The sequence below is a fragment of the Tumebacillus amylolyticus genome (assembly GCF_016722965.1).
GTDB lineage: Bacteria > Bacillota > Bacilli > Tumebacillales > Tumebacillaceae > Tumebacillus > Tumebacillus amylolyticus.
In genome coordinates this window covers 126093-148403 of record NZ_JAEQNB010000006.1, presented here as the reverse complement: position 1 = coordinate 148403, position 22311 = coordinate 126093, and the positions used below count along the sequence as shown (strand labels likewise).

General features: G+C 52.7%; 19 protein-coding genes. 4 read left to right on the top strand and 15 right to left on the bottom strand.

Going from position 1 to position 22311, the window contains the following annotated elements; translation table 11 throughout:
• Nucleotides 1-100: 100 nt before the first annotated feature.
• Nucleotides 101-310, top strand: a complete 210-nt coding sequence (locus tag JJB07_RS18415; protein ID WP_201637543.1) for a hypothetical protein — start codon at nt 101-103, stop codon at nt 308-310.
• A 110-nt stretch (nt 311-420) separates the two neighbouring features.
• Here the strand turns inward: JJB07_RS18415 and JJB07_RS18410 are convergent, their stop codons facing one another.
• From JJB07_RS18410 to JJB07_RS18340, 15 genes are all read right to left on the bottom strand, one after another.
• On the bottom strand, nt 421-2103 hold the full coding sequence (locus JJB07_RS18410; protein WP_201637542.1) for an S-layer homology domain-containing protein: 1683 nt from the start codon (nt 2101-2103) through the stop codon (nt 421-423).
• Between the two features lie 114 nt (nt 2104-2217).
• Nucleotides 2218-3945, bottom strand: a complete 1728-nt coding sequence (locus JJB07_RS18405) for an alpha-amylase domain-containing protein (RefSeq protein WP_201637541.1) — start codon at nt 3943-3945, stop codon at nt 2218-2220.
• 171 nt (nt 3946-4116) lie between these two features.
• Nucleotides 4117-5421, bottom strand: a complete 1305-nt coding sequence (locus JJB07_RS18400; RefSeq protein ID WP_201637540.1) for an amidohydrolase — start codon at nt 5419-5421, stop codon at nt 4117-4119.
• 3 nt (nt 5422-5424) lie between these two features.
• A complete protein-coding gene (locus tag JJB07_RS18395; protein ID WP_201637539.1) occupies nt 5425-6090 on the bottom strand; it encodes a class II aldolase/adducin family protein in 666 nt (221 codons plus the stop codon).
• Nucleotides 6091-6108: 18 nt separating this feature from the next.
• On the bottom strand, nt 6109-7143 hold the full coding sequence (mtnA, locus tag JJB07_RS18390; protein WP_201637538.1) for an S-methyl-5-thioribose-1-phosphate isomerase: 1035 nt from the start codon (nt 7141-7143) through the stop codon (nt 6109-6111).
• A 31-nt stretch (nt 7144-7174) separates the two neighbouring features.
• Nucleotides 7175-7966, bottom strand: coding sequence for an S-methyl-5'-thioadenosine phosphorylase (gene mtnP / locus JJB07_RS18385; RefSeq protein ID WP_201637537.1), 792 nt, complete (start codon nt 7964-7966; stop codon nt 7175-7177).
• 112 nt (nt 7967-8078) lie between these two features.
• Nucleotides 8079-9011, bottom strand: coding sequence for a non-homologous end-joining DNA ligase (gene ligD, locus JJB07_RS18380; RefSeq protein WP_201637536.1), 933 nt, complete (start codon nt 9009-9011; stop codon nt 8079-8081).
• A gap of 14 nt (nt 9012-9025) precedes the next feature.
• Nucleotides 9026-9973, bottom strand: coding sequence for an ATP-dependent DNA ligase (locus tag JJB07_RS18375; RefSeq protein WP_201637535.1), 948 nt, complete (start codon nt 9971-9973; stop codon nt 9026-9028).
• The gene (gene ku, locus JJB07_RS18370; protein WP_201637534.1) at nt 9970-10926 is read right to left on the bottom strand and encodes a non-homologous end joining protein Ku; all 957 of its coding nucleotides are present in this window, start codon (nt 10924-10926) and stop codon (nt 9970-9972) included. Before ku ends, JJB07_RS18375 begins: the two co-directional genes overlap by 4 nt.
• 93 nt (nt 10927-11019) lie before the next feature.
• Nucleotides 11020-11640 carry a redox-sensing transcriptional repressor Rex gene (locus JJB07_RS18365; protein ID WP_201637533.1) on the bottom strand — a complete coding sequence of 207 codons (621 nt, stop codon included), beginning with the start codon at nt 11638-11640 and terminating at the stop codon, nt 11020-11022.
• Between the two features lie 43 nt (nt 11641-11683).
• On the bottom strand, nt 11684-12376 hold the full coding sequence (gene sigH / locus JJB07_RS18360; protein WP_347338368.1) for an RNA polymerase sporulation sigma factor SigH: 693 nt from the start codon (nt 12374-12376) through the stop codon (nt 11684-11686).
• A gap of 223 nt (nt 12377-12599) precedes the next feature.
• Nucleotides 12600-15482: an ATP-dependent DNA helicase DinG gene (dinG, locus tag JJB07_RS18355; RefSeq protein ID WP_201637532.1), complete on the bottom strand. Its 2883-nt coding sequence runs from the start codon at nt 15480-15482 to the stop codon at nt 12600-12602.
• A gap of 229 nt (nt 15483-15711) precedes the next feature.
• A complete protein-coding gene (locus tag JJB07_RS18350) occupies nt 15712-16119 on the bottom strand; it encodes a hypothetical protein (RefSeq protein ID WP_201637531.1) in 408 nt (135 codons plus the stop codon).
• A gap of 167 nt (nt 16120-16286) precedes the next feature.
• Nucleotides 16287-16829 (bottom strand): GNAT family N-acetyltransferase, encoded by a 543-nt coding sequence (locus JJB07_RS18345; RefSeq protein WP_201637530.1) that lies wholly within the window; start codon nt 16827-16829, stop codon nt 16287-16289.
• A 104-nt stretch (nt 16830-16933) separates the two neighbouring features.
• Nucleotides 16934-18112 (bottom strand): copper amine oxidase N-terminal domain-containing protein, encoded by a 1179-nt coding sequence (locus JJB07_RS18340; RefSeq protein WP_201637529.1) that lies wholly within the window; start codon nt 18110-18112, stop codon nt 16934-16936.
• A 438-nt stretch (nt 18113-18550) separates the two neighbouring features.
• Between JJB07_RS18340 and JJB07_RS18335 the strand changes: the two genes are divergently transcribed.
• The 3 genes from JJB07_RS18335 (at nt 18551) to JJB07_RS18325 (ending at nt 21720) form a co-directional block, all read left to right on the top strand.
• The gene (locus JJB07_RS18335) at nt 18551-19204 is read left to right on the top strand and encodes a YHYH domain-containing protein (RefSeq protein WP_236588192.1); all 654 of its coding nucleotides are present in this window, start codon (nt 18551-18553) and stop codon (nt 19202-19204) included.
• Between the two features lie 849 nt (nt 19205-20053).
• Entirely contained in the window at nt 20054-20860 is an 807-nt protein-coding gene (locus JJB07_RS18330; RefSeq protein ID WP_201637528.1) for a HipA family kinase, read from the top strand.
• A complete protein-coding gene (locus JJB07_RS18325) occupies nt 20857-21720 on the top strand; it encodes a DUF3037 domain-containing protein (protein WP_201637527.1) in 864 nt (287 codons plus the stop codon). Before JJB07_RS18330 ends, JJB07_RS18325 begins: the two co-directional genes overlap by 4 nt.
• Nucleotides 21721-22311: the final 591 nt, after the last annotated feature.

Sequence of the window (22311 nt, the reverse complement as noted above, 5' to 3'; positions counted from 1 at the left end):
GTGGGCAGGAATCGTCTGCCGTCCGAATGGTAAAAAGCACTCAACATAGCAAACGAGGCGTCGGCAATACTAACGTCACCACACCAAGGGGGTGAACCGGATGACAACTTCCACTGAGAGTACGGTCTCCGCCGAGGGCATCAAACGGTTTGCTGAGCTGATGGCGGAAGAATTGGGTTTGACCGACTTGCTCACGGCCGAGCGCTGGGGCAACCCGGGCATGATGAACCGGCCCTCGCCGGTTCAAGAAGTCAAATGCCGTCAAAACCAACTGCGCCTGACGACATCTGCTGGCAAAAAAGGAAATTGATTGTCCTCATCCCATCTGTACCTTACCCGCTCGGAAAAGTGACTATACATGCCCGTCGTTCTTGAAAAAAAAAGCCCGTCGCCGCAACTTTGCGGTCACGGGCTTTTTTCTTAGTGGTTTTCCTGCAGGTTCTTGATCCAGGCCTGCCATTCGGTGTCGAGTTGTTCGAGCGTTTTGCCGCCGAAGATTTTCGGCAGGGTTTCGTGCAGACGTTTCAGGCTTTCGGTGTCGTTCACGCTTGCCGTTCCCTCTTGGTACGGATAGGAGCCGAGCCTTTGGACCAGTTCGCGGACTTTGTCTTCGCCGTATTGTCTGGCGAGGAATTTCACGATGTGGCCTGAGGTGTTGTAATAGATGCTGACCTCTTGGTTGTCGGTCAAGGTTTCGAGGTTGATTTTCTCCAAGTCGGCGATCGACATGTACGGTTTGGTCAACAGCGGCCCGCCATCTTGCATCAAATCTGTGTAATACGTGGCGAGACCTTCGGCGAACCAGTAGGGAAGGTTGTTGTTCGATTGGCCGACGGTGAGTTCGTGTACCATCTCGTGCTCGATGGTGCGTTGGTAGTACTCCGTCGGTCCCCGTTGCGAACTGAGCTTGATCGATTCGCCGTACTCATACCAGCCGATGAACTGCCACGCAAACGAGAGCTTCACAGATTGTCGGAGGAATTCCGGGTCGTGATACAGTTTGATGCCCAGTTGCTTCCCCGCCGGCTCCTGATGCGGGTAGATCGCTTGCAAATCTGCATACGCGGCTTCTGCATCGTCGCGCACTTTTTCCGCCGTTGCTTTGTCCTCCGGCGCGTACTGGACGACAAAGTGTGAGGAGCGCAGTTCATCGAGCAGTTCTCCGGCGTCATACATCCCTTCTCCGTAGTAGTTGTAGTGTTCGTGGTAGGTCAGCTCATAAGGCTTCCCGTCCATCGTGTACGTTTGGTGCAGGGTGACGTCGAGCGTCATCGGCGGATTGACTTTGATGTCGAGAACTTCGACTTTGTAGTCGGCGATCGAACTGCCGATCAGGTCTTGGAACCAGTGGGTTTGCTCGACTTTGTAAGCACCTCTTGCTTGGTCCGGGTCGAGCGTGGTGAGGAACTTGTCGAGGTTCTTCTCATGAATCGCTTGCATCCGCAAATTCAACTTCTCCTGCACGCCTTGACGCATGAGATAGTTGAAGATCACCACCGCGACTTGCTGGCGTTCCGCCGTTGCTTGCGGGTTGAAGGTCGTCGGGGTGTCTCCATGCATCAAGCCCGTTTCCAGCGCGGCTTGCACCGCATCGCGGGCCCAGGTCGAGACGCTTGCTTGGTCGGCGACATTGAGATTTTTCCCACGTCCGGTCACGTCGAGTTTCATCGCCCGAATCAGCGTAGCGGCGAGTTCTTCACGCGTGATCGGTTGTTGCGGGTTGAAGTTCCCTTTTTCATCCCCGACCATGAGGCCGGCGTGCGCGACTCCTTGGACGTAGCCGAAGCTCCACCCGTTTGCAGGTACGTCAGAGAAAGTCGGAGTCGTGGAAGGAGCGTCCACAGGCGCGATCTGGAGCGTTTTTGCTAAAACGACCGCCATTTCTTCACGGGTGATCGACGCGCTTGGGTGAAAATTGTGCTCGCTGTCCCCTTGCAGGATACCTTTGCCGTTTAGATAAAGGACTCCTGTGGTTGCGTAGGATGCCATGTCACGGTCGTCGTTGAAGATTGAGACGCAACTGCAAGCTTCTGCTTTTGGCGGGATCATGCTCGTCGTGCAAAGAACGGCGGTCATCGCCAGCCAAACTTTCCATTTTTTCATAACAGGAACGATCTCCTTTTCGTATTGCCGTTTCCTGAATTTTACTAGTTTTGGGGATTTTCGTAAATAGGGAGAAAAAACCGCCGTCTCCGAGGAGATCGACGGTTTTTTTCGTTATTGCTGCGGAGCGGTGTAGGTGGTTTTCAGCCAGTATTTCGGTTTCGCGTTGGCGGCCGGCGTGCTGTTGCTGCGAATCTTGAACGTGTACCAACCGGTCGTGGTCGGCGTGTAGGTCAACGCCGTGCCTTGAGCCGTTGCGCTGGTGTACGTTTTCGACGTTGCGACGGCACCCGCTGTGTTGTCGAGTTCGAGGTAGATGTTCGTCGACGTCGTCCAAGATGCGATGTCGTAGTAGAGAGCCGCCGAGATCGGTTTGCCCGATTGCGCGTAGATGCGGCCGACTTGCACGAGTTGGGTGTTGTCCGCCGGTTTGATGTCGAGGTCTTTCGCCCCCGCGAATTCTTGGGTGACCGCTTTCTGAGCCGGGGAGAACGAGCCGGTGATGCCCGTCTTGGAGTACGCCACATAGGAGTTGGCCGGGATCGTGATCGTCGCTTGGCCGCTGCCGTTGGTCGTGACATCGCCGCTGTGGCCGGTGTAGTCATGAAGCGTGACGTTTGCGCCAAAGCCCGTTGCGACGGTGATCGTTTTGCTGGAAGAGCCGTTGTCGTTGAGCGCGGACAGCAAATGGTTGCCGCCCATGCGCTCGAAGGCGAACACGTCGGTGTCTTTCCAGCGCTGCGTCGTCGTGCCGGATGCGATTTTTTCATGAATCCAGATCAGGTTGTCGATCGTGGTCTTCATGCCGTAGTTGTAGTAGTCCTTGTAGAACACCGTCGGATAACCTTCGGAGGTGAGGATGTAGGCGTAAGCGAGATGTTTGTTTTTCGTGATCGCGCTGTCACGGTCGGTGTCGTGGTTCTCCACGAACGTAACCGCCGCTCCCGGATTGATGCCCGCAAGACCCGCATGGTCGAGTCGGGACATGTCGTAGAAGCCGCCGCCGTTGCTCATGCTCTTGAGTTCTTCGCGCAGAGAGAAGTCAAACGCCGACGCACGGCCTCCCGTCGCGGTCGAGCTCCACCAGTTGAGCGTGTCGCGGTTGGAATCGTAGTATTCGCCGACTGCGAACTTGCCCGCCATTGCGCCATAATTCAGATAGTCTTTGATAAACGTGTAGGAGTAGCCCTTGACATAGTCGAGGCGGTATCCTTGGATGTCGAGCGCTTTGGTCATCCAATCGCCCGCGTCTTTCAGACCGCTTGCTACGTACGCGCTGTCATGAGCGAGGTCGCGACCGAACGAGGAGTCGTCGTTGGGAACGTTTGCATCTTGGGCGCTGTAGCCCGGATGGAAGTCATACTGCCCCTTGCCGAATCGTCCGCCGCTTGCATTGCCGTATGCGTCCTTATACGAATAAATCCAGTTGCCGCTGTCCCCGTTGCGGTGGTTGTTGACGATGTCCACGTAGACATCGAGACCGTTGGAGCGCATCATCGCAACAGACTTTTGAAGTTCTTCACGGGTCCCCCAGTGGGTCGGGATGCTGCCCATCTGGTCTTTGCTTCCCAGGTCGTAGTCGTCGAACGGATCATACCCGTTCGAGTAACCGCCCGATGCGCCCTTGATGACCGGCGGAATCCAGACGGCGGTGAAGCCGGCGTTTTTCAATTCGTTGGCTTTGCTGCCGAGGTTGTTCCACCACGAAGTCCCGGACGCCGTTGCGTCCCAGTAAAAGCCTTGCATCAACACCCCTGCCGAAGCCGGTTGTGCCAACATCGAGCCGATCAGAACTGCAGGTGTCAACACGGCAAACGCTTTGGCCAATCGCTTGTTTTTCATAAGGATGCCTCCCCATCTTCTCTCTGTGCAAGCGTTTTCATCGCTTGCTGAGTATAGTATTAGATAGCGAAGATTAATTCCCTCCTGCCTCAATCAAAATATTTTTGAAAAAAAGACCCGGCCACTCCATGCGGAGGGCCGGGTCTCTTTTTCCAAGATGCCGTTGTTCGATTACTCTGCGTAGAGGCGTTCGCAGATGCGTTCGATCTCGGCGTAGATTTTCTTTTCATCGAGGGTCAGGACTTGACGGTCCTTCACGATGTGCTTGCCGTCGACGAACACGTCGGTCACGTCGCGCGAGTTGGACGAGTACGCGAGGTGGGCGATCATGTTGTGGCGTTGCGGGTAGTATTGCGGCTGCTCGATGTCGAGCAAGATGATGTCGGCGAGAGCTCCCGCTTGCAGCGTGCCGAGGGTGTCTTCGAGGAACAGAGCTTTCGCACCGCCGTTGGTTGCCAAGCGGACCGCTTGGAATGCGTTCACAGCCACCGGATCGAGGTTGACGCCTTTGTGGAGCATCGCCGCCATGCGCAATTCTTCGAACATGTCGAGATTGTTGTTCGAAGCCGCACCGTCCGTGCCGAGACCGACGGTCAAGCCCGCTTCAAGGAATTTCAGAACAGGTGCCACGCCGGAGCCGAGCTTGAGGTTGGAGTCCGGGTTGTGCGCGATGGTGACGTTGTGCTTTTTGAGGATCGCGATGTCTTCGTCGGTGACGTGAACCGCGTGCGCCACGAGGGTCGGGTTGTTGAACATCCCGACTTCTTCGAGCAGAGCGACCGGAGTCTTGCCGTAGCGTTCGATGCAATCTTGAACTTCCTTGACCGTTTCGGAGAGGTGAATTTGCACCGGACGTTTGTTCTCGGTTGCCACTTGCGCCGCTTGGGCGAGGTAGTCCTTGGGGCAGGTGTACTCTGCGTGCGGGCCAAACATCACGTTGATGCGACCGTCCGCTTTGCCGTGCCAATCCTGAACGAATTGAACCGCTTGGTCCTTGAGCTTCACGCCGTTCTCCGGGTCAAACCCGACCATGCCGCGCGACAGAACGGCACGGATGCCGGACTCCTCGGTCGCTTGCGCCACGCGATCCATGAAGTAGAACATGTCGGTGAACGTCGTCGTGCCGCCCTTGAGCATTTCAAGGATTGCGAGCTGCGCGCCCCAGTAGATGTCTTCGTCGGTCATCTTGGCTTCGATCGGCCAGCAGCGTTCTTCCAGCCATTGTTGCAGCGGGAGATCGTCTGCGTAACCGCGCAGCAAGGTCATCGAAGCATGCCCGTGCGTGTTGATCAGACCCGGCATGGCGAGCTTGCCTTTAGCGTCGATGACGGTGTCGAACCCGTCGAGGGAACCCGTGTAGGCACCGGCTCCCACTTCGGCGATGCGTTGGCCTTCGATGATGATGTAGCCTTCCTTGTGATACGAATCTTCCAAGACCGGTACGACGACCGCGCCGTGAATCAGAGTGCGTGCCATGATTTATCTCTCCTTTTGTTGTCCGTAAACCGTCGTGTATTTCTCTCTCAGCCAAGTCACGTCCTCATCGGAAAGCAAGACGGGCTCTCCGATCGATTTGGCGATGGCGCAGATTTGCGCGCCTTTTTCAACGATCTGGCAGACGCGCAGAGCTTCGGAAACCGTATTGCCCACGCCGACGACCCCATGGTTGGCCATGAGGACCGCGCCTTTGGTGCCCAAGGATTCCACGACATTGCGCCCGACGTCCTCACTTCCCGGCAACGCATAGTCCGCCACGGAGACCGGACCTCCGCAAACTTGCGCGAGGTCTTCGATCAACGGCGGAATTTCTTGACGTGCGCAGGAAAAAGCGCTCGCATACGTACTGTGCGTATGCATCACGCCAAACACATCGCCCCGAGCGCGGTAGACGGCGAGATGCAACGGCGACTCCGAGGAGGGTTTCAACGTGCCTTCGACCATCTGCCCGGTTCCCATGTCGAGAACGCAGAGCATCTCAAGCGTCAGCGTTTCGTACTCGACACCGCTTGGAGTAATCACGACCAGATCCGTGCCCGGCACTCTCGCGGAGACATTGCCCCAAACGGCCGCGACCAGTCCGGTGCGGATCATCTGTTTGGCCGCGTCCAGAACTTCTGATTTGGTTTGTTCGATGTGTTCGTTCATTTGAGAGGGCCTCCTCTGCTACAAGAGCTTCAACATGTTCTCCGTGTTCGGTTGCTCGACGTTGCCTTTGTCGGTGATGATCGCCGTAATCAGCTCATGCGGGGTCACGTCGAACGCCGGGTGCAACGCCGGTACGCCTTCCGGAACCATGCGCTTGCCGCCGATAAAAATCACTTCGTCCGCAGAGCGCTGCTCGATTTCAATCTCAGCTCCGGTCTCCATCTCGTAATCGAGCGTAGACATCGGGGCCGCGACGTAAAACGGAATGCCGTGGTGCTTGGCGAGAACGGCGAGCGAGTACGTCCCGATCTTGTTCGCAGCGTCGCCGTTGGCGGCGATCCGGTCCGCCCCGACGATGACGAGGTCGACCATTTTTTGTTGCATGAGATAGCCCGCCATCGAGTCGGTGACAACGGAGACCGGGATGTTGTCTCGGTGCAATTCGAAGGCGGTCAATCGGGCGCCTTGCAGATACGGACGGGTCTCGTCTGCAAAAACGTGCTCGACACGACCCTTTTCGTGCGCCGCGCGGATGACGCCGAGCGCCGTTCCGTAGTCGAACGTCGCCAGAGACCCCGTGTTGCAGTGCGTGAGGATGCGGGCGTTCTCCGGGATGAACGTCAAGCCGTTCTGTCCGATCGACTTGTTCAAGCGAACGTCTTCCTCTGCGATGAGGTTGGCTTCGCGGGTGATCAACTCCGCGAGTTCCTTGACGGAGAGGTCTTGGTTCGCTTCAATCAGACCGCGCATGCGCTTGATCGCCCAGAACAGGTTGACGGCGGTCGGGCGGGTTTTCGCCAGACGTTCGCAAACCGATTCGAGGTAGGTCAGGTACGGGCCTTTGTCGAGGTCGAGCGCTTCCGAAGCATTTGCTCCGATTGCGATGCCGTACGCGGCGGTTGCACCGATTGCGGGAGCACCGCGGACTTTCATTTTTTCAATCGCTTCAGCGACCAGTTCGTACGTGTCACAGTCGTCCCTAATTTCTTGCTCCGGCAAAAGCGTTTGGTCGAGGACCAGCAGGGACTTGCCATTCCATTTCAACGGTTGCATATGTGTCTCTCCCCTTTTCCCCTATGTACGTTTACAGTGAACCGAGTTCCGCCAAAGCCTGCGGGCAGGCGCACGTGCGCTCGCCAAAACCACGCTCGATGGCGTGGAAGAACAGTTCGCGGATTTTTTGCACGTTGTCGCGCATCGTCTCGACGACTTCTGCGTGCGTCAGCGGATGCTTCGAGATGCCGGTGCAATAGTTGGTGATCATCGCGACGGTCGCGTAGCACATCTCGGATTCCTTGGCGAGTACAACTTCCGGTACGGAGGTCATGCCGACGACCGAACCGCCCCATTGCGAGTACAGACGAATCTCCGCCGGAGTCTCAAAGCGAGGGCCCTCCGTGCAGACGTAGACGCCGCCATTAGAAATCGCGATGCCTTGAGCTTGAGCCGTTTCGAGCAAATGGTTGCGGGTCCGGCCGCAGTAGGCGTCCGAGAGGTCGATGTGGACGACGCCCTCCGGTGCGCCTTCGTAAAATGTGGTCGGGCGGGACTTCGTCATGTCGAGGAAATCATCAACGAGGAGCAAGTCGCCTGGTCTGTGTTCTTCCTTCAGAGAACCGACCGCGGCCGTCGCGAGGACGGTGTGGACGCCGATCTGTTTCAGTGCGCGAATGTTGGCACGGTAGTTGATTTTGTGCGGGGCCACGCTGTGCGTGTAGCCGTGGCGCGGCATAAAGGCGACGCGACGACCTGCATACGTGCCGATGGTCACGTGTGCTTTGCCGAACGGGGTGTCTATTTCATGGCGTTCCGCGTTCTCCAGCATGGCCGGATCGTAGACGCCGGTGCCGCCGATGATGGCGTAATCTGCTTGCATAATCAAAAAGCCTCCTTAGCAACATGAGGAAAAAAATCGAGAAGTTACCTCCATTTAAGCAGAGCCGTTCACGCCCGTCAAGGAGGAAACCACCAGAGTGGATACTAATGAGTTACAACTTGCCGGTCGGATGGTACTTAATGAAATGCAAGATGTCGCGAATCTCCACCCCGCGAGAGCTCATCGGGGCAAATAGGTCACCGACCTCCTCGATACGCTTGGGCATCGTGCGGATCGTGAACAAGTCGGGGGTGACGCCTTCGCGGAGTTCGTCCCAAGACAAGGGTGCCGAGACGGCGGCTGATGCGACGGCTCGAGGGGTGTAGGGACCGGAGAGCGTTTTGTTCTTCCAGTGTTGGAGGTAATCGAAATAGACTTTGTCGCCGCGGTCTTTTTTGAAACGCTCCAGGGTGCAGATGTCGGGCGCTTTTTGGGTGATGTACTGCGCGAGGAATTGGGTAATCAGCCGAGTATCTTCAAAAGTGTAGCCGGGTGCAATCGGGATGAAAATCTGCAAGCCGGTGGCACCTGATGTTTTCGGATAGGATGGCAGGCCGAGGTCGTCGAGAGCCGCTTTTAAAAGCAGCGCGACACGGGCTGCTTTTTTAAACCCTGCGATGTCCACGCCCTTGACGGTCGGGTCGAGGTCGAACGCGATGTTGGTCGGTTGGTCGAGGTTTTGAATCTTGGCGTAGGACGGGTGCAGTTCCATGGCGGCTTGGTTGGCAAGCCAGAGCAGAGTTGCCGTGTTGTTGGCGATGAGGTAGTCGATTTCACGGTGCGAGTCTTCGGAGTAGACGGGGTGCGTTTTCAGCCACTCGGGTGCGCCGTCGGGGATGTTTTTTTGGTAGAACGATTTGTCGTGGATGCCGTTTGGGAAGCGGATGACGGTCAGCAGGCGGTCGTTGTAGTGTGGGAGCATGTAGCGGCTCATGTGGATCATGTACTGAATGTACTCCGCTTTCGTTACGCCCGCTTCCGGCCAGAGCACTTTGTCGAGATTGGTGACTTTGACCGGGTATTCGGCCTGTAGGGTGTCGGACATGGGCGGGTTCCTCCTTAAAACGTGCAGCTCATGACTTGCTTCTCCAGAAACCCCAGCACCACCGGGGACCTGAGTGTCAAATCGGACGTCCATTCGAGGAACCTGACTTCCACTACTAGCTGTGGAGGGAACCAGACCAATTTTTCATAGGCGGTTTCGGTGTGGCGGGGCGGGTTTTGAAAAGGGGGTTTGACCGCGGGCAGAAGGTTTACGAATTGGGTGAGGGCTTGGATCATGGCGTTGTCGAGTCCGGTGCCGGCGCGGCCGATGAAGATCAGGTTGCCCTCGTCGTTGTAGAGGCCGAGCAAGAGCGAGTTTACGAGGCCGTTTTTGACACTGACACCGCCGACGACCGCGTGGAGGAAGCGGTAGTATTTGACTTTTTTCCACGTTGGGTTGTACTCGCCGAGGTGGTATTTCCCCGCTCGTTCCTTGGCGACGATGCCCTCCATCCCCTGCTCTTGCATGACGCGAAAAAGCGCCGTGCCCGACTCGTGGCTGTCCACCAGCTTCACGTTCGGGCCCGGCTCCAAGATGTCTGCGAGACGTTGCTGACGACGGGACAACGGCTCGTCCAACAACCACTTGCCGTCTGCGTACAGAATGTCCCAGACCATGTAGTACGCCGGACGGGTTCGGCTCAACGCCAACGCCTTGTCCGCGCTTTTGACCAAGTCCCGCTTGAGAGCGGCGGAAAAAGAAGGCTTGCCGTCCTCGCCGAACCCTACGATTTCTCCGTCCAGCACCACGGATTTCGAACGCACCTGCTCAGGAAGCACGGCTGTCAAATCCGGGTACTTCAATGTATGATCTCGCAACTTTCGATTCACGAGCCGCACGCCGCTCTCGTCCAGATAGGTGAGCATCCGCACGCCGTCCCACTTGATCTGGTACAGCCACTTGGGATCGTCGAACGGCTCGTCAACTTGCACCGGCTGCATCGGGACGACCGGCTCGATCATTCCTCCGCCGCCGCTTTGCGCCGACGACGTTTCGGTTTTTCTCCTCCGGCGGTGCCCGTCGTGGAACCCAAGACTGCGTGTAACACCGAGACGTTGTCTTGTTTCGAAGGAGTTGCTATTGCATCCACGGGGCCGGTGTCGTTGCCGCCGACGACCCTTTTTTCCGACTCTTCCGCAGATGTTGTGGGGCGCGAGGTGTTGAGGGATTGTTGCAGGGCTGCCATGAGGTCTTGAATTTGATCGCGTTGCGGCGCTTGGGCGGTGGTGATTTCTTGGCCCTCCACTTTCTGTTCGATCGCTTCCATCAACGCAACACGGTACTCATCGCGGTACTGCTCGGGATCGAACGTCGTCGCGAGGCTTTCGATCAACTGCTTGGCCACCCGCATCTCATTCTCATCCACCGTCCCGACAGCCGGGATCGCCGGCAATTGCGTCGTGGAGCGGACCTCCTCCGGGTAGTAGATCGACTCCATCACCAGCACGTTGTCGTACACCCGCAGCACCGCGAGCATCTGCGCCGAACGGATGATCACTTTCACCACCGCGATTCTCCCCGTATCCAACATCGCTTGGCGCAACAGGGCGTACGCTTTTCCACCCGTCTCTTCCGGCGCGAGATAGTAGCTTTTGTTAAAATAAATCGGGTCGATCTCCGTCAGCGAGACGAAGTTCAAAATGTCGATCGTCTTCGTGCGCTGAGGTGAGATTTTTTCCATGTCTTCCTCGCTCATGATCACGAACTGCCCCGACTGGTATTCGAAGCCTTTCACGACTTCCTTCCACTCGAGCTCTTCTTCACAGTGCGGGCAGGTCCGCACATTTTTGACCGGAGTTCCGCACTTTTCGTGGAGCATGCGGAATTTGATGTCTTTGTCCTCTGTTGCTGCGAACATCTTGATCGGGATGTTGACCAACCCGAAGGAGATCGAGCCTTTCCACATCGTGTGCATGTCGCCACTTCCTTTTCTCGCCGTGTCGATTTGCACGTAGTATGTGGAAAAAAAGAAAAAACCCCTCATGATTCCGCCATGAGGAGTTTTTTCCTAGTCAATATAATACGCAAGCGTCTGCAATTCGGTCGTCAAGTCGGCGTTGCGCACCGAGACGTGCGTCGGCACGCGCAACGACACCGGCGCGAAGTTGAGAATGCCCTTCACCCCGGCCTCCACCAGTCGGTCGGCGACTTTTTGCGCTTCGGTGGCCGGGACCGTGATGATTCCGATCAAAATGTCGCGCTCCCGCACCATCTGCTCCAACTCGTCCAACGGCTGGATGGTGAGGGTCCCCACCGACGTGCCGACTTTGTCCGGAGCGTTGTCAAAAATGGCGGCAATCGAGAGCTTCTCCTGCGTGAAACGGTTGTAGTTGGACAGCGCAATCCCCAAGTGACCCGCTCCGATCAACGCACAGTTCAGATGGCGGTCGATCTTGAGGATCTGCTTGATCTTCTCCACGAGGTAGTTGACTTCGTAGCCGATCCCCTTGCGTCCAAACTCACCGAAGTACGCGAGGTCCTTGCGGATCTGCGCCGGGTTCATGTCGAGTTTCTGACCCAGTTCGTAGGAGGAGACCGTGCGGATGTGCAACTCTTGCAGTTCCTGCAAATAACGGAGGTACACCGGCAGACGGCGTACGACCGCTTCGGATATTTTCGGCGTTTTCAACAGGTTCTCCCTCCCAACTTCCTCACAACTCCCGCACAATGTGTTACGAGGAGAGTTTGTTCAGATTCTTGGTCGAATAAAACGCCATCAATTTTCGCTTGACGCGGCACAGCGCGTTATCGACCGCTTTGGTCGTCGTGCCCATCTCGTCGGCGATTTCCTTGTAGGTGTTCTGGTTGACGTAGAGGGTCAGCACGTGGAACTCAAATTCCGACAGCGAGTCGGACAGTTCCTTGCGCAACTCTTTCACTTGTTCGCGCACGAGAAATACATATTCAGGATCGCTCGCCAGCGGACCCGGCAAGGTGTCCATGAGCGTACGGTCTGCATCTTCCTCATACATCGGTCGGTTGAGGGAGAGGTAATAGTTCAAAGGTTGGTGCTTCAAACGCATCGCCGTCTTGATCGCGGTGATCAACTGACGGGTGATGCAGATCTCCGCAAAGGCACGGAACGGAATTTGCCGTTCCAATTGGAAGTCGCGGATCGCTTTGTAGAGGCCGATCATGCCTTCTTGAATCAAATCTTCGTTGTCAGCGCCCGCCATAAAATACGAGCGTGCTTTCATTCGTACCATCGGGTAAAACTTCTGCAGGATTTCCTCCACCGCGTCCGAGTCGCCTGTCTGGGCACGCAGTACGGTATGTTCCACAGTATCCTCATCGCTCACTTTGGGGACGGACATCATCTTCTGGTTTTTTTCGATTGCCGTTAACACTGCGATCACCTCGGACACAAGCTTTTAAAAACTCCTATGCCCTCATCCTATCGTTTTTTCTGCAACCCCGTCAAACACCCAAATTCGCCAATTTGACGAAATTAGCTTCGTTTTCTACCCCTCGATACATCTCATTCGACATTGCTGAACATTCGATGAAAATTCCGAAAACAATGTCGATTTTTGTCGAATAATAGAAAAAGAGAGTGCGTAAAGCCCCTCTCTTTATAAGTTTCAAGATTCAATCTGTTAGCGGAGTCTTTAACCAGTTATAAACGGTCTTCAGCACTTCGCGTTCTGTCCCGTTGTATACCCAAGGCCCCGGCAACGAGCGGATAAAATGTCGTCCGTAGCGGGACTCGGTGATGCGGCGGTCGTACACGACGATGGCCCCGCGGTCTCGCTTGGTGCGGATCAGGCGGCCGAAGCCTTGTTTGAAGCGGATGATCGCTTGCGGGACGCTGTACTCCATGAAGGAATTGCGGCCTTCGCGCTCCATTTTCTCCGTGCGGGCTTCGACGACCGGCTGGTTCGGCGGCCAGAACGGGAGACGGGCAATCACCAGCAGAGACAAGTCTTCGCCGGGGATGTCCACCCCTTCCCAGAACGAGTTGGCACCGAACAGCACCGCTTTGGGATGGCGTTGGAATTCCTGCACCAAGCGATGTCGCGAAGTGGAATCGACACCGTGAGCGAGGACGGTGATGCCGTGTTCGGCCAGCATCGGTTTGACTTTGTGATAGGTTTCGCGCAACATGCGATGCGACGTAAACAGCACGAGCGCACGCCCTTGCGACACGCGGGCGAGGTTTGTCAGCGACTCGGCGAACGATGTCGTGAACACGTCCTCGGCGACCCCTTTCACCGGCAAACAATCGGTGGGGACGCAGAGCAGCGCTTGTTTTTTATAAAGGAAGGGCGAGTCGACTTGCAACGAGAGCAGTCTCCCCTGTTCCTGTGATTCGTAGAGGCCGAGTTGGTGGATCGCATACTTGAAATCTTGGTTGATCGTAAGCGTTGCCGATGCGAGGACGACGCTTTCCTTTTTGGAAAAAAGGTGTGCGTTCAAAAGCGGCCCCACGTCGATCGGTGCCGAGTAGAGGAACACAACCGGTCGCATCGATTTGTCGTCCGCTTCCATCCAGAGCACAGACGATTCGCTGCCGACGGAGCGCAGGAAGTACGCGAGGTCTTGCCAGCCTTGGTCGAGTTCCTTGACTTGGCCGCTGATGTCGGTGAAAGTCCCTGCGAACATCTCGTCTTTCATCAGTTCTTCGCTCAACTCCTCCATCCGACCGACCAGTTTGCGCATGGCGCGGACTGCGGATTGGAGGTTCTCGCTGGCGGACGCGATGCCTTCCCAAGCGGTTTGCAAGGTTTCATCGTCAAACGTGTCCGGCTTCAACCGCATCGTCTGGCGTCCGGCATCGGTACCGTTGGCATGGTTGAGGATGAAATTGTGCAACTGACGAAACACATCTTCGTTGGCGTCGCGCAGGTCGTCCACTTGCTCCATCGTTTTTTCAAGCGTGGCGCGCAAGTCTTCGTAGGCGGAAGAGTCGCCGCCTTGCAGGATGTCCACTTTTTGCAAGAGCTGGAACAGCAAACCGCGGTTCTTGTCACGCTGGAGACGGTTGAGAGCGCCCGACATCTGGAAGTACGAGACTTCCGTGCCGAGATGCTTGGTCGCTTCATCCTCCATGTGGTGCGCCTCGTCGATGACGAGGTATTGGTAGCCCGGCAGCACGTTGTGGTCGGTCTTGACGTCTGTCAGCACCAGCGAGTGGTTGGTGATCAGGACGTCTGCCTGCTGAGCACGGGCACGGGCGCGGTGGTAGTAGCAATTTCGGAACCACGGGCAGGCTTTCATGATGCAGGAGTCGGCGCCGGAAGCCACTTTGTTCCAGTGGTCCGCTTGCTCGCCGTTCAAACTCAATTCTTCGCGGTCGCCGCCGTCCGTTTCGATCAGCCACGCGACCATGCGGACAAAAAATGTCGTCTCGGCGTGGTCGGTGATCAGTCCCGGATTGTTGACACTGGTCGCGACTTTGCGCATGCAGACATAGTTGGCGCGGCCTTTGAAGACTTCGATGTCGAAGTCAAACGGGATGACCTGTTGCAGCAGCGGGATGTCGCGCTCTCGGAGTTGTTCTTGCAAGTTGATCGTATGCGTGGCGACGACGACGCGCTCGCCCTTGGCGATGCTGTAGTAGACGGACGGGATCAAGTACGCGAGCGACTTCCCCGTGCCGGTGCCGGCTTCCACGATCAAGTGTTTCTGCTCTTGGAACGCTTCGGCGACTTGGCGCATCATGTCAATCTGTTGCGGGCGTTCTTCGTAGCCCGGCATGAGGTCCGACATCGGGCCGCCTTTTTCAAGAACGTGGACGACATCGGAGACGTTGAATTCAGAGAGAGCTCCGCCGGGCGGGCCGTCTTTTACCTCGATTTGAACGGGGCGGTGCATGAGTTGGTCAATGGTCATACAGCCTTCGGGTTCATCGAATTGCATGATCGACGTGTTGCCCTCCGCCAAGCGACGGAAAAAGTGGCGCAGCGGCCAGTCGGTGTATTCGGTGAGGCCGGTGATCTGTTGAAGGAGCAAGAACGGCAGCTTGTGCGCGCGTTCCAGTAATTGAAGGAACAACTCCCCCGTGACTTGTGCATCGGACAGCGCTTGGTGCGGCTGGTCGTGTGCGAGGTCTCGGGAGACGGCCAGCGCTTCCAAGGAATAGCTGGATTCGCGGGGCCAGAGAATTTGTGCAAGTTGCACAGTGTCGATGACTTCGCCCGCGTATTCGAGATAGCCGCTCTCATCGAGGGCGGCGTTGAGGAACTTCATGTCGAAGTCGGCGTTATGCGCGACGAGGATGGCGTCGCTGTAAAAAGGGAGAAACTCCGGCATCACTTCTTCAATAGAAGGTTCGTCTTCTACCAGTTCGTCGGTGAGGCCGGTGAGTTCCGATATAAAGGGCGGAATCTTGATGCCCGGATTGACACGTCGGTGAAACGTCTCCACCACGCGGCCGCCTTGGATCTTGACCGCGCCGATTTCGATGATGCGGTCCTTGTAGGCGGCGAAACCGGTGGTTTCGAAGTCGAGTACTACATAGGTTTCTTCCAATGGAGTGTCCTCCGCTTTCTACGTACATTCGTTCCCCCATTCTCTCATAGAAGGACAGAGGTGACAACTGTCAATCGCTTCATAGACAGCCCGTCTGATTGGTGCGGGCTAAGCAGGCCGTCCGGCAGCGCGCTGCTGTATCCAGTGATGAAAAAAAACCTTCAAGTAGATAGTAGGGAGCTTTCTTCCTACTGTCTGCTTGAAGGGGGTTCCTATTTGTTATTTATTTTTACTGATAGATGTTACCCGCAGTATAGGCCGGATCAGATCCAATGTTCCAGATCTGAACTTTATAATTACCGGGACCCACGAACCATTTATGAGTGAACGGAGGCGGGTAGCTACCACCATGTGCACCGGAAGAATCGATAGAACCATACGAAACACCGCCAGCATCATACAGTGTGTATCGAATGTTCACATTCACACCGTTACCGGATGCGTAATTCCATTGGTCTGCAGAGATCGAAAATCCATTGTTGAATGCAGGTGCCAGGTCGGAATAGATTTTCTGTCCTACAACAATTTTTTGTGCAGCCCATCCATACGTGGTTGCAGATGCAGATTGTGCACCAACCGTAGTGGCGATCGCGGCAACTGCAAGAGTTGCTACAAGAGTTCTCATTTTTGTTTTCATTTTAAATACCTCCGTTTTTGTAATTTGCTGCTGCTCCTTAATAATAGTACCGTTCGTTAAAATGTACTCTTCGATATTTGCTGACCTTATTGAGCAATTTTTGCAGACAGAGACTTCATCATCTTGAAGGAATAAAAAAAAGCCGTTCAGCGAACGGCTCTATCTCTTCATGACTCGTAGTCGCCAACGACCTCCATCGAATAAAAGCAGTCATTGACCATTCGGCCCTCGATTTCGGTGTTGTCCGGCACGAGCTCGTCCAGCGTCATGCCTACCTTTTCCAACACTCGTTGAGACGCAATATGCTCTTCGGAGCAGACGGCCATGAATTTCTCAAAGCGGAACGTATCCACCGCGAATTTCATCACGCGCTTCAAGGCTTCGGTGGCGTATCCTTTGCCTGCGGACGTTTCCAGCAGGATGAACCCCACTTCCGCGGTCCGTTTTTCTCCATTGTGAGTATGGATGCAGATGACACCCACCTGTTGATTCGATGCCTTTTCACGAATCGTCCATGTCAACCAATGTGGGGATGTGATGTCCCACGGGGCGAGTTCCTTTTCGAAATTGTTTCGAATCGCTGCTTCGCTTTGCAAGGTGCTGATGTGTTGCAGTAGTTTTGGATTGGTATAGATCGATCTGATCAACTCCCAATCGCTTGGGACCAGTTTGGCGTACGTCAACCTCTCACTTGCTATATCGAATGTCATATTGGTCCTCCTTAGGAAGGAAAAAAGGACGCACAGCCTAAGTCGTCTGTGCGCCCGTTCGTCTGTCATTTTTGAAAAGAGCAGAGCTCTCTTCCGGTTGCTGCTTACCAATAGGATTTGGCGTTTTTCAACACGTCGCTCGGGATGGTGATCGTCGGGACTTTGTCCCAGTTCCCTACCTTGCCTTCTGCATGAACTTTCGACGGCACCATGTGGTTCGGATTCGAATTGTCGTAGTAGACGTCTCCCGTATAGCCGGTCGCAAGACTGGTCGCTTTGTCAATTTGCAGGGTGAGATCAAATGCTTTCATGTCTTGGTCCAGATGCGTCCCCTTGAGCAACTTCACGATTCCGTTTGCATCGAAATGGTAGAAGAGCGTGTACGTGGCCGCCTCTTCCTTCAACGAGGCATACGGAGCTAACTCCTCGAACTGTTGCAGTTGATCTGCACTCATCGAGACTCCGTTCAGAGCGTCTCGGAGCCCTTCCCAAACGCCCTCATCCCCTGCTGTATTCGAGATCTTCGACCACTCGTTCTCCGAATACGGATTGAGCACATAAAATACCTCGCCCTGTCGGTACAATTCCACGTCCGTGATGTTTTTTACATGGCCCGTTGTGGTGGTCAAATTGGCATTTCCGTGCTGGAGCTTGGTTTGTACTTGCGTGTCGAGCGTCAAATGAGCGCTGTATTTTGTCGTGAGTGCGCCCTCCCTTTCATAGGGGTCCTTCGGGAAATCCATACTCAGATCGACATCGGTCGAGTAACTTGTCTTCGCCTGTAACGCTTGGCTCGTCCCGGCAAGTACAGCTTGAATGTTCTTGCGTTCGTCCAGTCGAGCTTGCGTCGGGAGAACGGTGACCGTTTGCGTGGCATCGTCGTACGAAACGGTATTGCCAAATGCCTCGGAGATGAAACGAACCGGCACCATCGCCCGGTCGTTCACCAAACGCGGGCTTTCCTCCAGAGTGAGTACGACACCGTTTTTCCACACTTGTCCGCTTTTGAAGTCGAGCTTCAGAGTGATGTCGTTCCGTGTGATCGTAGCTGAATCGGTCTGCGAATCGTAAGTGACTGTCGCACCGAGAGATTCAGACAGGGCTCGTACAGGCACGAAGATGCGGTCATGAACCAGAAGAGGCGCGGTATCGGTCGAGATTGATTTGTCATCGACCACCAGTTGGATCGAATCGACCGCCCCGGCAATCGATGTATGTACAGAACTCAAACCTGCGAAGAGGCCAAGCGAAGCCAACAGAGCCAGCGTGCGTTTTTTCATCATCCGGTTCCTCCAAAAAACTTGATAGATTCGTAGTTTTGATTCTCTCACAAAATTTCTGTTTTGGGAATAACAGGTTTTTTGGACCCCATGAAAAAACCCCTTGCTCCACATCTCTGTGGTCAAGGGGCTTTTCGGGTTCTCGAAACCGATTAGTACGCGCCGCCGCCAACACCCGGAACGAACAGGAAGAACAGCACGAAGATGATCAGGAACACGATTGCCCAATGCGTATATCCACCGAATACACCGTACATGATCTCACCCCCTGTTCCGTTTCTTACTCCCATACTATGAGGCTTGGTCGGAATGGGGCACGGCGATGACCCATATTTAAAAATGGCACGCAAAACATCGACTAACAATAATTCGTTTTTGTTATTTATACCAAAATTGTTATCCGTTATAATAGACTCGAACCTATTTTTGGAGGGATATCGAATGAAACGAGTTTCTGTTATCGCAATGATTACAACGGCTTCGTTGCTGCTCTCTGCCACGGCAGCGTACGCGCACCCCGGAAGAACTGATAAATACGGGGGTCATACCTGTCGAACAAACTGCGCACAATGGGGTCTTCAGGATGGCCAATACCACTATCACAACGGAGGTTCCTCCAGCAACAGCAGCAGCGGAAGTTCCTACTCTTCGGGCAGTTCGCTCAACTTGCCCGTCGAGGAGTCTCATGAACACTTCAATGTCTTCCAAAATGGCAAACTGATCACCGTCTTGCACAGCAAAACAGACGCCATCAACTACGCCAAGCAATACAGCCATGCAATCGTTCAAGACGCCAACACGTATGAAGTTTTGTGGGACAACATTCACACGCAAGTCTTCCAGTACGGCAAGTATGTAAATGACTTCGAAAGCCAAATCGGTGCCGTCAACTATGCAAAAGGTCATGAATACTCCTCGGTCCTTGATGCAGAAACAAACTCTGTTTTGTGGCACAACTACCCGTACCACGTGTACCAAGGAGATCACTACCTTGATTGGTTCCATAAAAAAGAGGACGCCGTTGCCTATGCCAAGCAGTGGGCAAATTCGAAGGTACTAGATGGTTTGACGTATGAGGTTGTTTGGAAGTACTAACTACATATTGCTCGCCAAATGATACGTGCTCTACCTAAAGCGACATGTAAAAAGCCCCTTGGCCACATCTCTGTGGTCAAGGGGCTTTTTTGGGTTCTCGAAACCGATTAGTACGCGCCGCCGCCAACGCCCGGAACGAACAGGAAGAACAGCACGAAGATGATCAGGAACACGATTGCCCAATGCGTATAGCCACAGAATGTACTCATCTCATTTTCTGTTTCATTGTCCCATATTATTATGTCGGTACAAGTACTGGCATGACCTAACTAACAGTTTAGTCTTGATCAAATAAGTTAATAACTTGAGGTAAGGCGTTCCAATAAAGGTCAATCAAGTCAAAGGCACTTTGCATTTTGTTTCACCATGAGGAGGGCTTTTGACTTATACAATTTGTGCCTCATTAGGCGTTGTTCATTATCATTATTTTCTACAGGTAGGGCCTACCTAATTACGATGCTTTAGACGTAGAAATGAGAAATGTCCTAATAAAAACGTGAATACAAAGACGTAGTGTCAATAATAAAACTCCAATTTTTTAAAAACTACATTTCTGACATCTAGTCATGGAGATCACTCCGACCTATATATTTTCTTTCTTACACCCACAATCATGAAAAATAAAACATTATTTCAACAACCCCCAAAAAGAACGTACGTTCTGCTATAATAATAGGGAGTCCTTAGATCATATCTGAATTAATTTAGAACACACGTTTTCTAGACCTTTTAGCAGAAGTATGCTATAAACTAACGTATATTTGCATAAAGCTACCTAACTCTGGTGTGTAAATAGGTTGCACTTGAACCATACTGGTAAGTTGTTGGTTGCTTCTTGGGGGTGAAAACGTGTTACCTATAGTTGATGCCAGAAGATTAGTGCGTTTTGTAAAAAATGGTTGCACAGGCCCTCATGTAATTACCTGTTCTGACGGGCACAATTACTACGTGAAGTTTGCTCAAAACGAACAAGGGATTCGAAGTCTCGTTAATGAATTTGTTTGCGGACAATTGGCTATATTAGTGGATCTACCGGTATCGCCTATTGCAATCGTTAACATAGATCAAACTTTCTATAATACCTTTGAAAGCGCATTTGAAACCCCTTCCGGTATAGGTCTGCATTTTGGGTCTCGTGAGGTCAAAAAAACAATCAACGTAACAAACGGTCAGATTATTGGTCAAGCTTCGAATGCGGATATCTTACCTACTCTGTTATTATTCGATCACTGGATTCATAATAAAGATCGTGACTCGAATAAAGGGAATCTACTTTTTGATTTAGATACTAAAAAACTAGTAGTTATTGACCACACTCACGCGTTAGACCTAGGGCCAATTTGGACAGGAACACAGCTCTTTGGACGAAAAGACGATCCAATTGAAGCATTGGATTTAGGTGGGTATGTATACAGGAGAATTGTTCCGCATATTAGTGGTAATAACCCATTTGCATCTGCTTTGGACAAGTTTAATAGTATCACCGAACAAAGTGTTCGCGATATAATAAGTGGAATACCGTTTGAATGGGAATGTCCTGATGAAGAGAAGGAAATGCTGTTTCAGTATTTAATGGAACGGCATAAGCTAATTCCAACCGTACCGCAACTTTTACAAAATCGTTTGCCCAATTGGAGAGGAGGTGCATCAAATTGAGCGGAACAGCTAATTTTACAATATTGCGCTATGTTCCAAACATCGAACGTGAAGAATTCGTTAATATGGGGGTACTACTCCACTGTCCTGAACAGAAATTCCTCCGCTTAAAAACAACAGATACACTCACTCGCATACGGGCATTCGACGATGAATTAGATATCGAAATGTTTAAGATGATCTTGAGTGGTATATCCGAAGAGTTTGATAAAAGTTCCTTCAAAGAGCAATATCTCTCAAACACAATGTTGATATCGGAAATAACTAGTCATTACGTAAATCAGTTGCAATTTAGTGATATTCGAACATTACTTGTTCCAGATACTTCAGATTTTGCCTTAGAAGAAGAATTGGACCTAATATTTAAAACTTTTGTCTATTATGAAGTATCTAAGTCAACGCGAGTTACAGATAAACAAGTACAAAGTTTGATGTCACGTACTTTTAAGGACCACAAAATAATTAGTTATCTCAACAAGAAACCTACTGTGAAAGGTAGCTATGAGGAAGTTGAGTTCGATTACGGTCTGAATGACATGGAATATATTAAAGCCCTATCATTTGATTACAGCCCGAAACAAGCCTCAAGAGCTCCTGAGTTAGCTAGAAACTGGGCTTTTATTTTTAGAGAGATTAAGGAAAAAACACAATTAGAAAAACAGACCAATCCTGAGTTTATAACTGTGATCCATGTATCAGATAAAATTAAGAATAAGCATCTAACCACTGCCTTAGACATCATTGATAGTGAGTCTAAGATTTATTATTCCAATGAAATGACAAAACTAGCTGAACATGTAAGAAAACAAATAATTAATAACCACAATTCCAATCAACTGCGCCTAGATATTCAAAATTAATAACACTCTGTTGGACCAAGAAGCATCTATGAAACCATAGTCCAGTTTTCTACCAGACTATGGTTTTTAGTTTGATCTGGTATCGTCTTATCTAAAACATTTTTCAAGGTCTGTATTGGTCTTGAATGCTCTAGATCCAGATAGTCCGATTTGAAATAGTTAAAGAAACTTTCTGCGCATGCGTTTTCTAAGCAATTGCCATTTCTAGTCACACTTGCAGTGATCTTCGAATCCCTAAGTAGTGTGTAGTATTGACGAGAGGTATATTGGTGCCCTTGGTCTATTATGGTCAAGGCCCATTAGTAGACAGAGAAAAAGCACCTTAGTCTAGGCAGTAGGCTGACGTCTGTACTTTACAGACGTCAGCTTGGTTTATTTTTGTTGCATATGTTTTTCGTTGTAGAACCGGATAAACTGTATAATTCTTTGATGATAATTCGATCAACGACGTGAAAATGTTCACATCACCTTTGATGGACATCGTGAAGGCAAGGTAATGGATTATTAATTCAATTACAACCCGAGTACATGACGTCGAGACAGGAACTTCGGAGTGCCCGGTAGACTTACTGAATAACAACAACAAGCCAT

Bases quoted from the DNA above. Each gene is read 5' to 3' on its own strand.
- JJB07_RS18405 (WP_201637541.1), bottom strand. From the start codon at position 3,945: ATGAAAAACAAGCGATTGGCCAAAGCGTTTGCCGTGTTGACACCTGCA.
- JJB07_RS18395 (WP_201637539.1), bottom strand. From the start codon at position 6,090: ATGAACGAACACATCGAACAAACCAAATCAGAAGTTCTGGACGCGGCC.
- mtnA (WP_201637538.1), bottom strand. From the start codon at position 7,143: ATGCAACCGTTGAAATGGAATGGCAAGTCCCTGCTGGTCCTCGACCAA.
- JJB07_RS18410 (WP_201637542.1), bottom strand. From the start codon at position 2,103: ATGAAAAAATGGAAAGTTTGGCTGGCGATGACCGCCGTTCTTTGCACG.
- JJB07_RS18350 (WP_201637531.1), bottom strand. From the start codon at position 16,119: ATGAAAACAAAAATGAGAACTCTTGTAGCAACTCTTGCAGTTGCCGCG.
- ligD (WP_201637536.1), bottom strand. From the start codon at position 9,011: ATGTCCGACACCCTACAGGCCGAATACCCGGTCAAAGTCACCAATCTC.
- JJB07_RS18400 (WP_201637540.1), bottom strand. From the start codon at position 5,421: ATGGCACGCACTCTGATTCACGGCGCGGTCGTCGTACCGGTCTTGGAA.
- ku (WP_201637534.1), bottom strand. From the start codon at position 10,926: ATGCACACGATGTGGAAAGGCTCGATCTCCTTCGGGTTGGTCAACATC.
- mtnP (WP_201637537.1), bottom strand. From the start codon at position 7,966: ATGCAAGCAGATTACGCCATCATCGGCGGCACCGGCGTCTACGATCCG.
- JJB07_RS18335 (WP_236588192.1), top strand. From the start codon at position 18,551: ATGAAACGAGTTTCTGTTATCGCAATGATTACAACGGCTTCGTTGCTG.
- JJB07_RS18375 (WP_201637535.1), bottom strand. From the start codon at position 9,973: ATGATCGAGCCGGTCGTCCCGATGCAGCCGGTGCAAGTTGACGAGCCG.
- JJB07_RS18345 (WP_201637530.1), bottom strand. From the start codon at position 16,829: ATGACATTCGATATAGCAAGTGAGAGGTTGACGTACGCCAAACTGGTC.
- JJB07_RS18415 (WP_201637543.1), top strand. From the start codon at position 101: ATGACAACTTCCACTGAGAGTACGGTCTCCGCCGAGGGCATCAAACGG.
- JJB07_RS18340 (WP_201637529.1), bottom strand. From the start codon at position 18,112: ATGATGAAAAAACGCACGCTGGCTCTGTTGGCTTCGCTTGGCCTCTTC.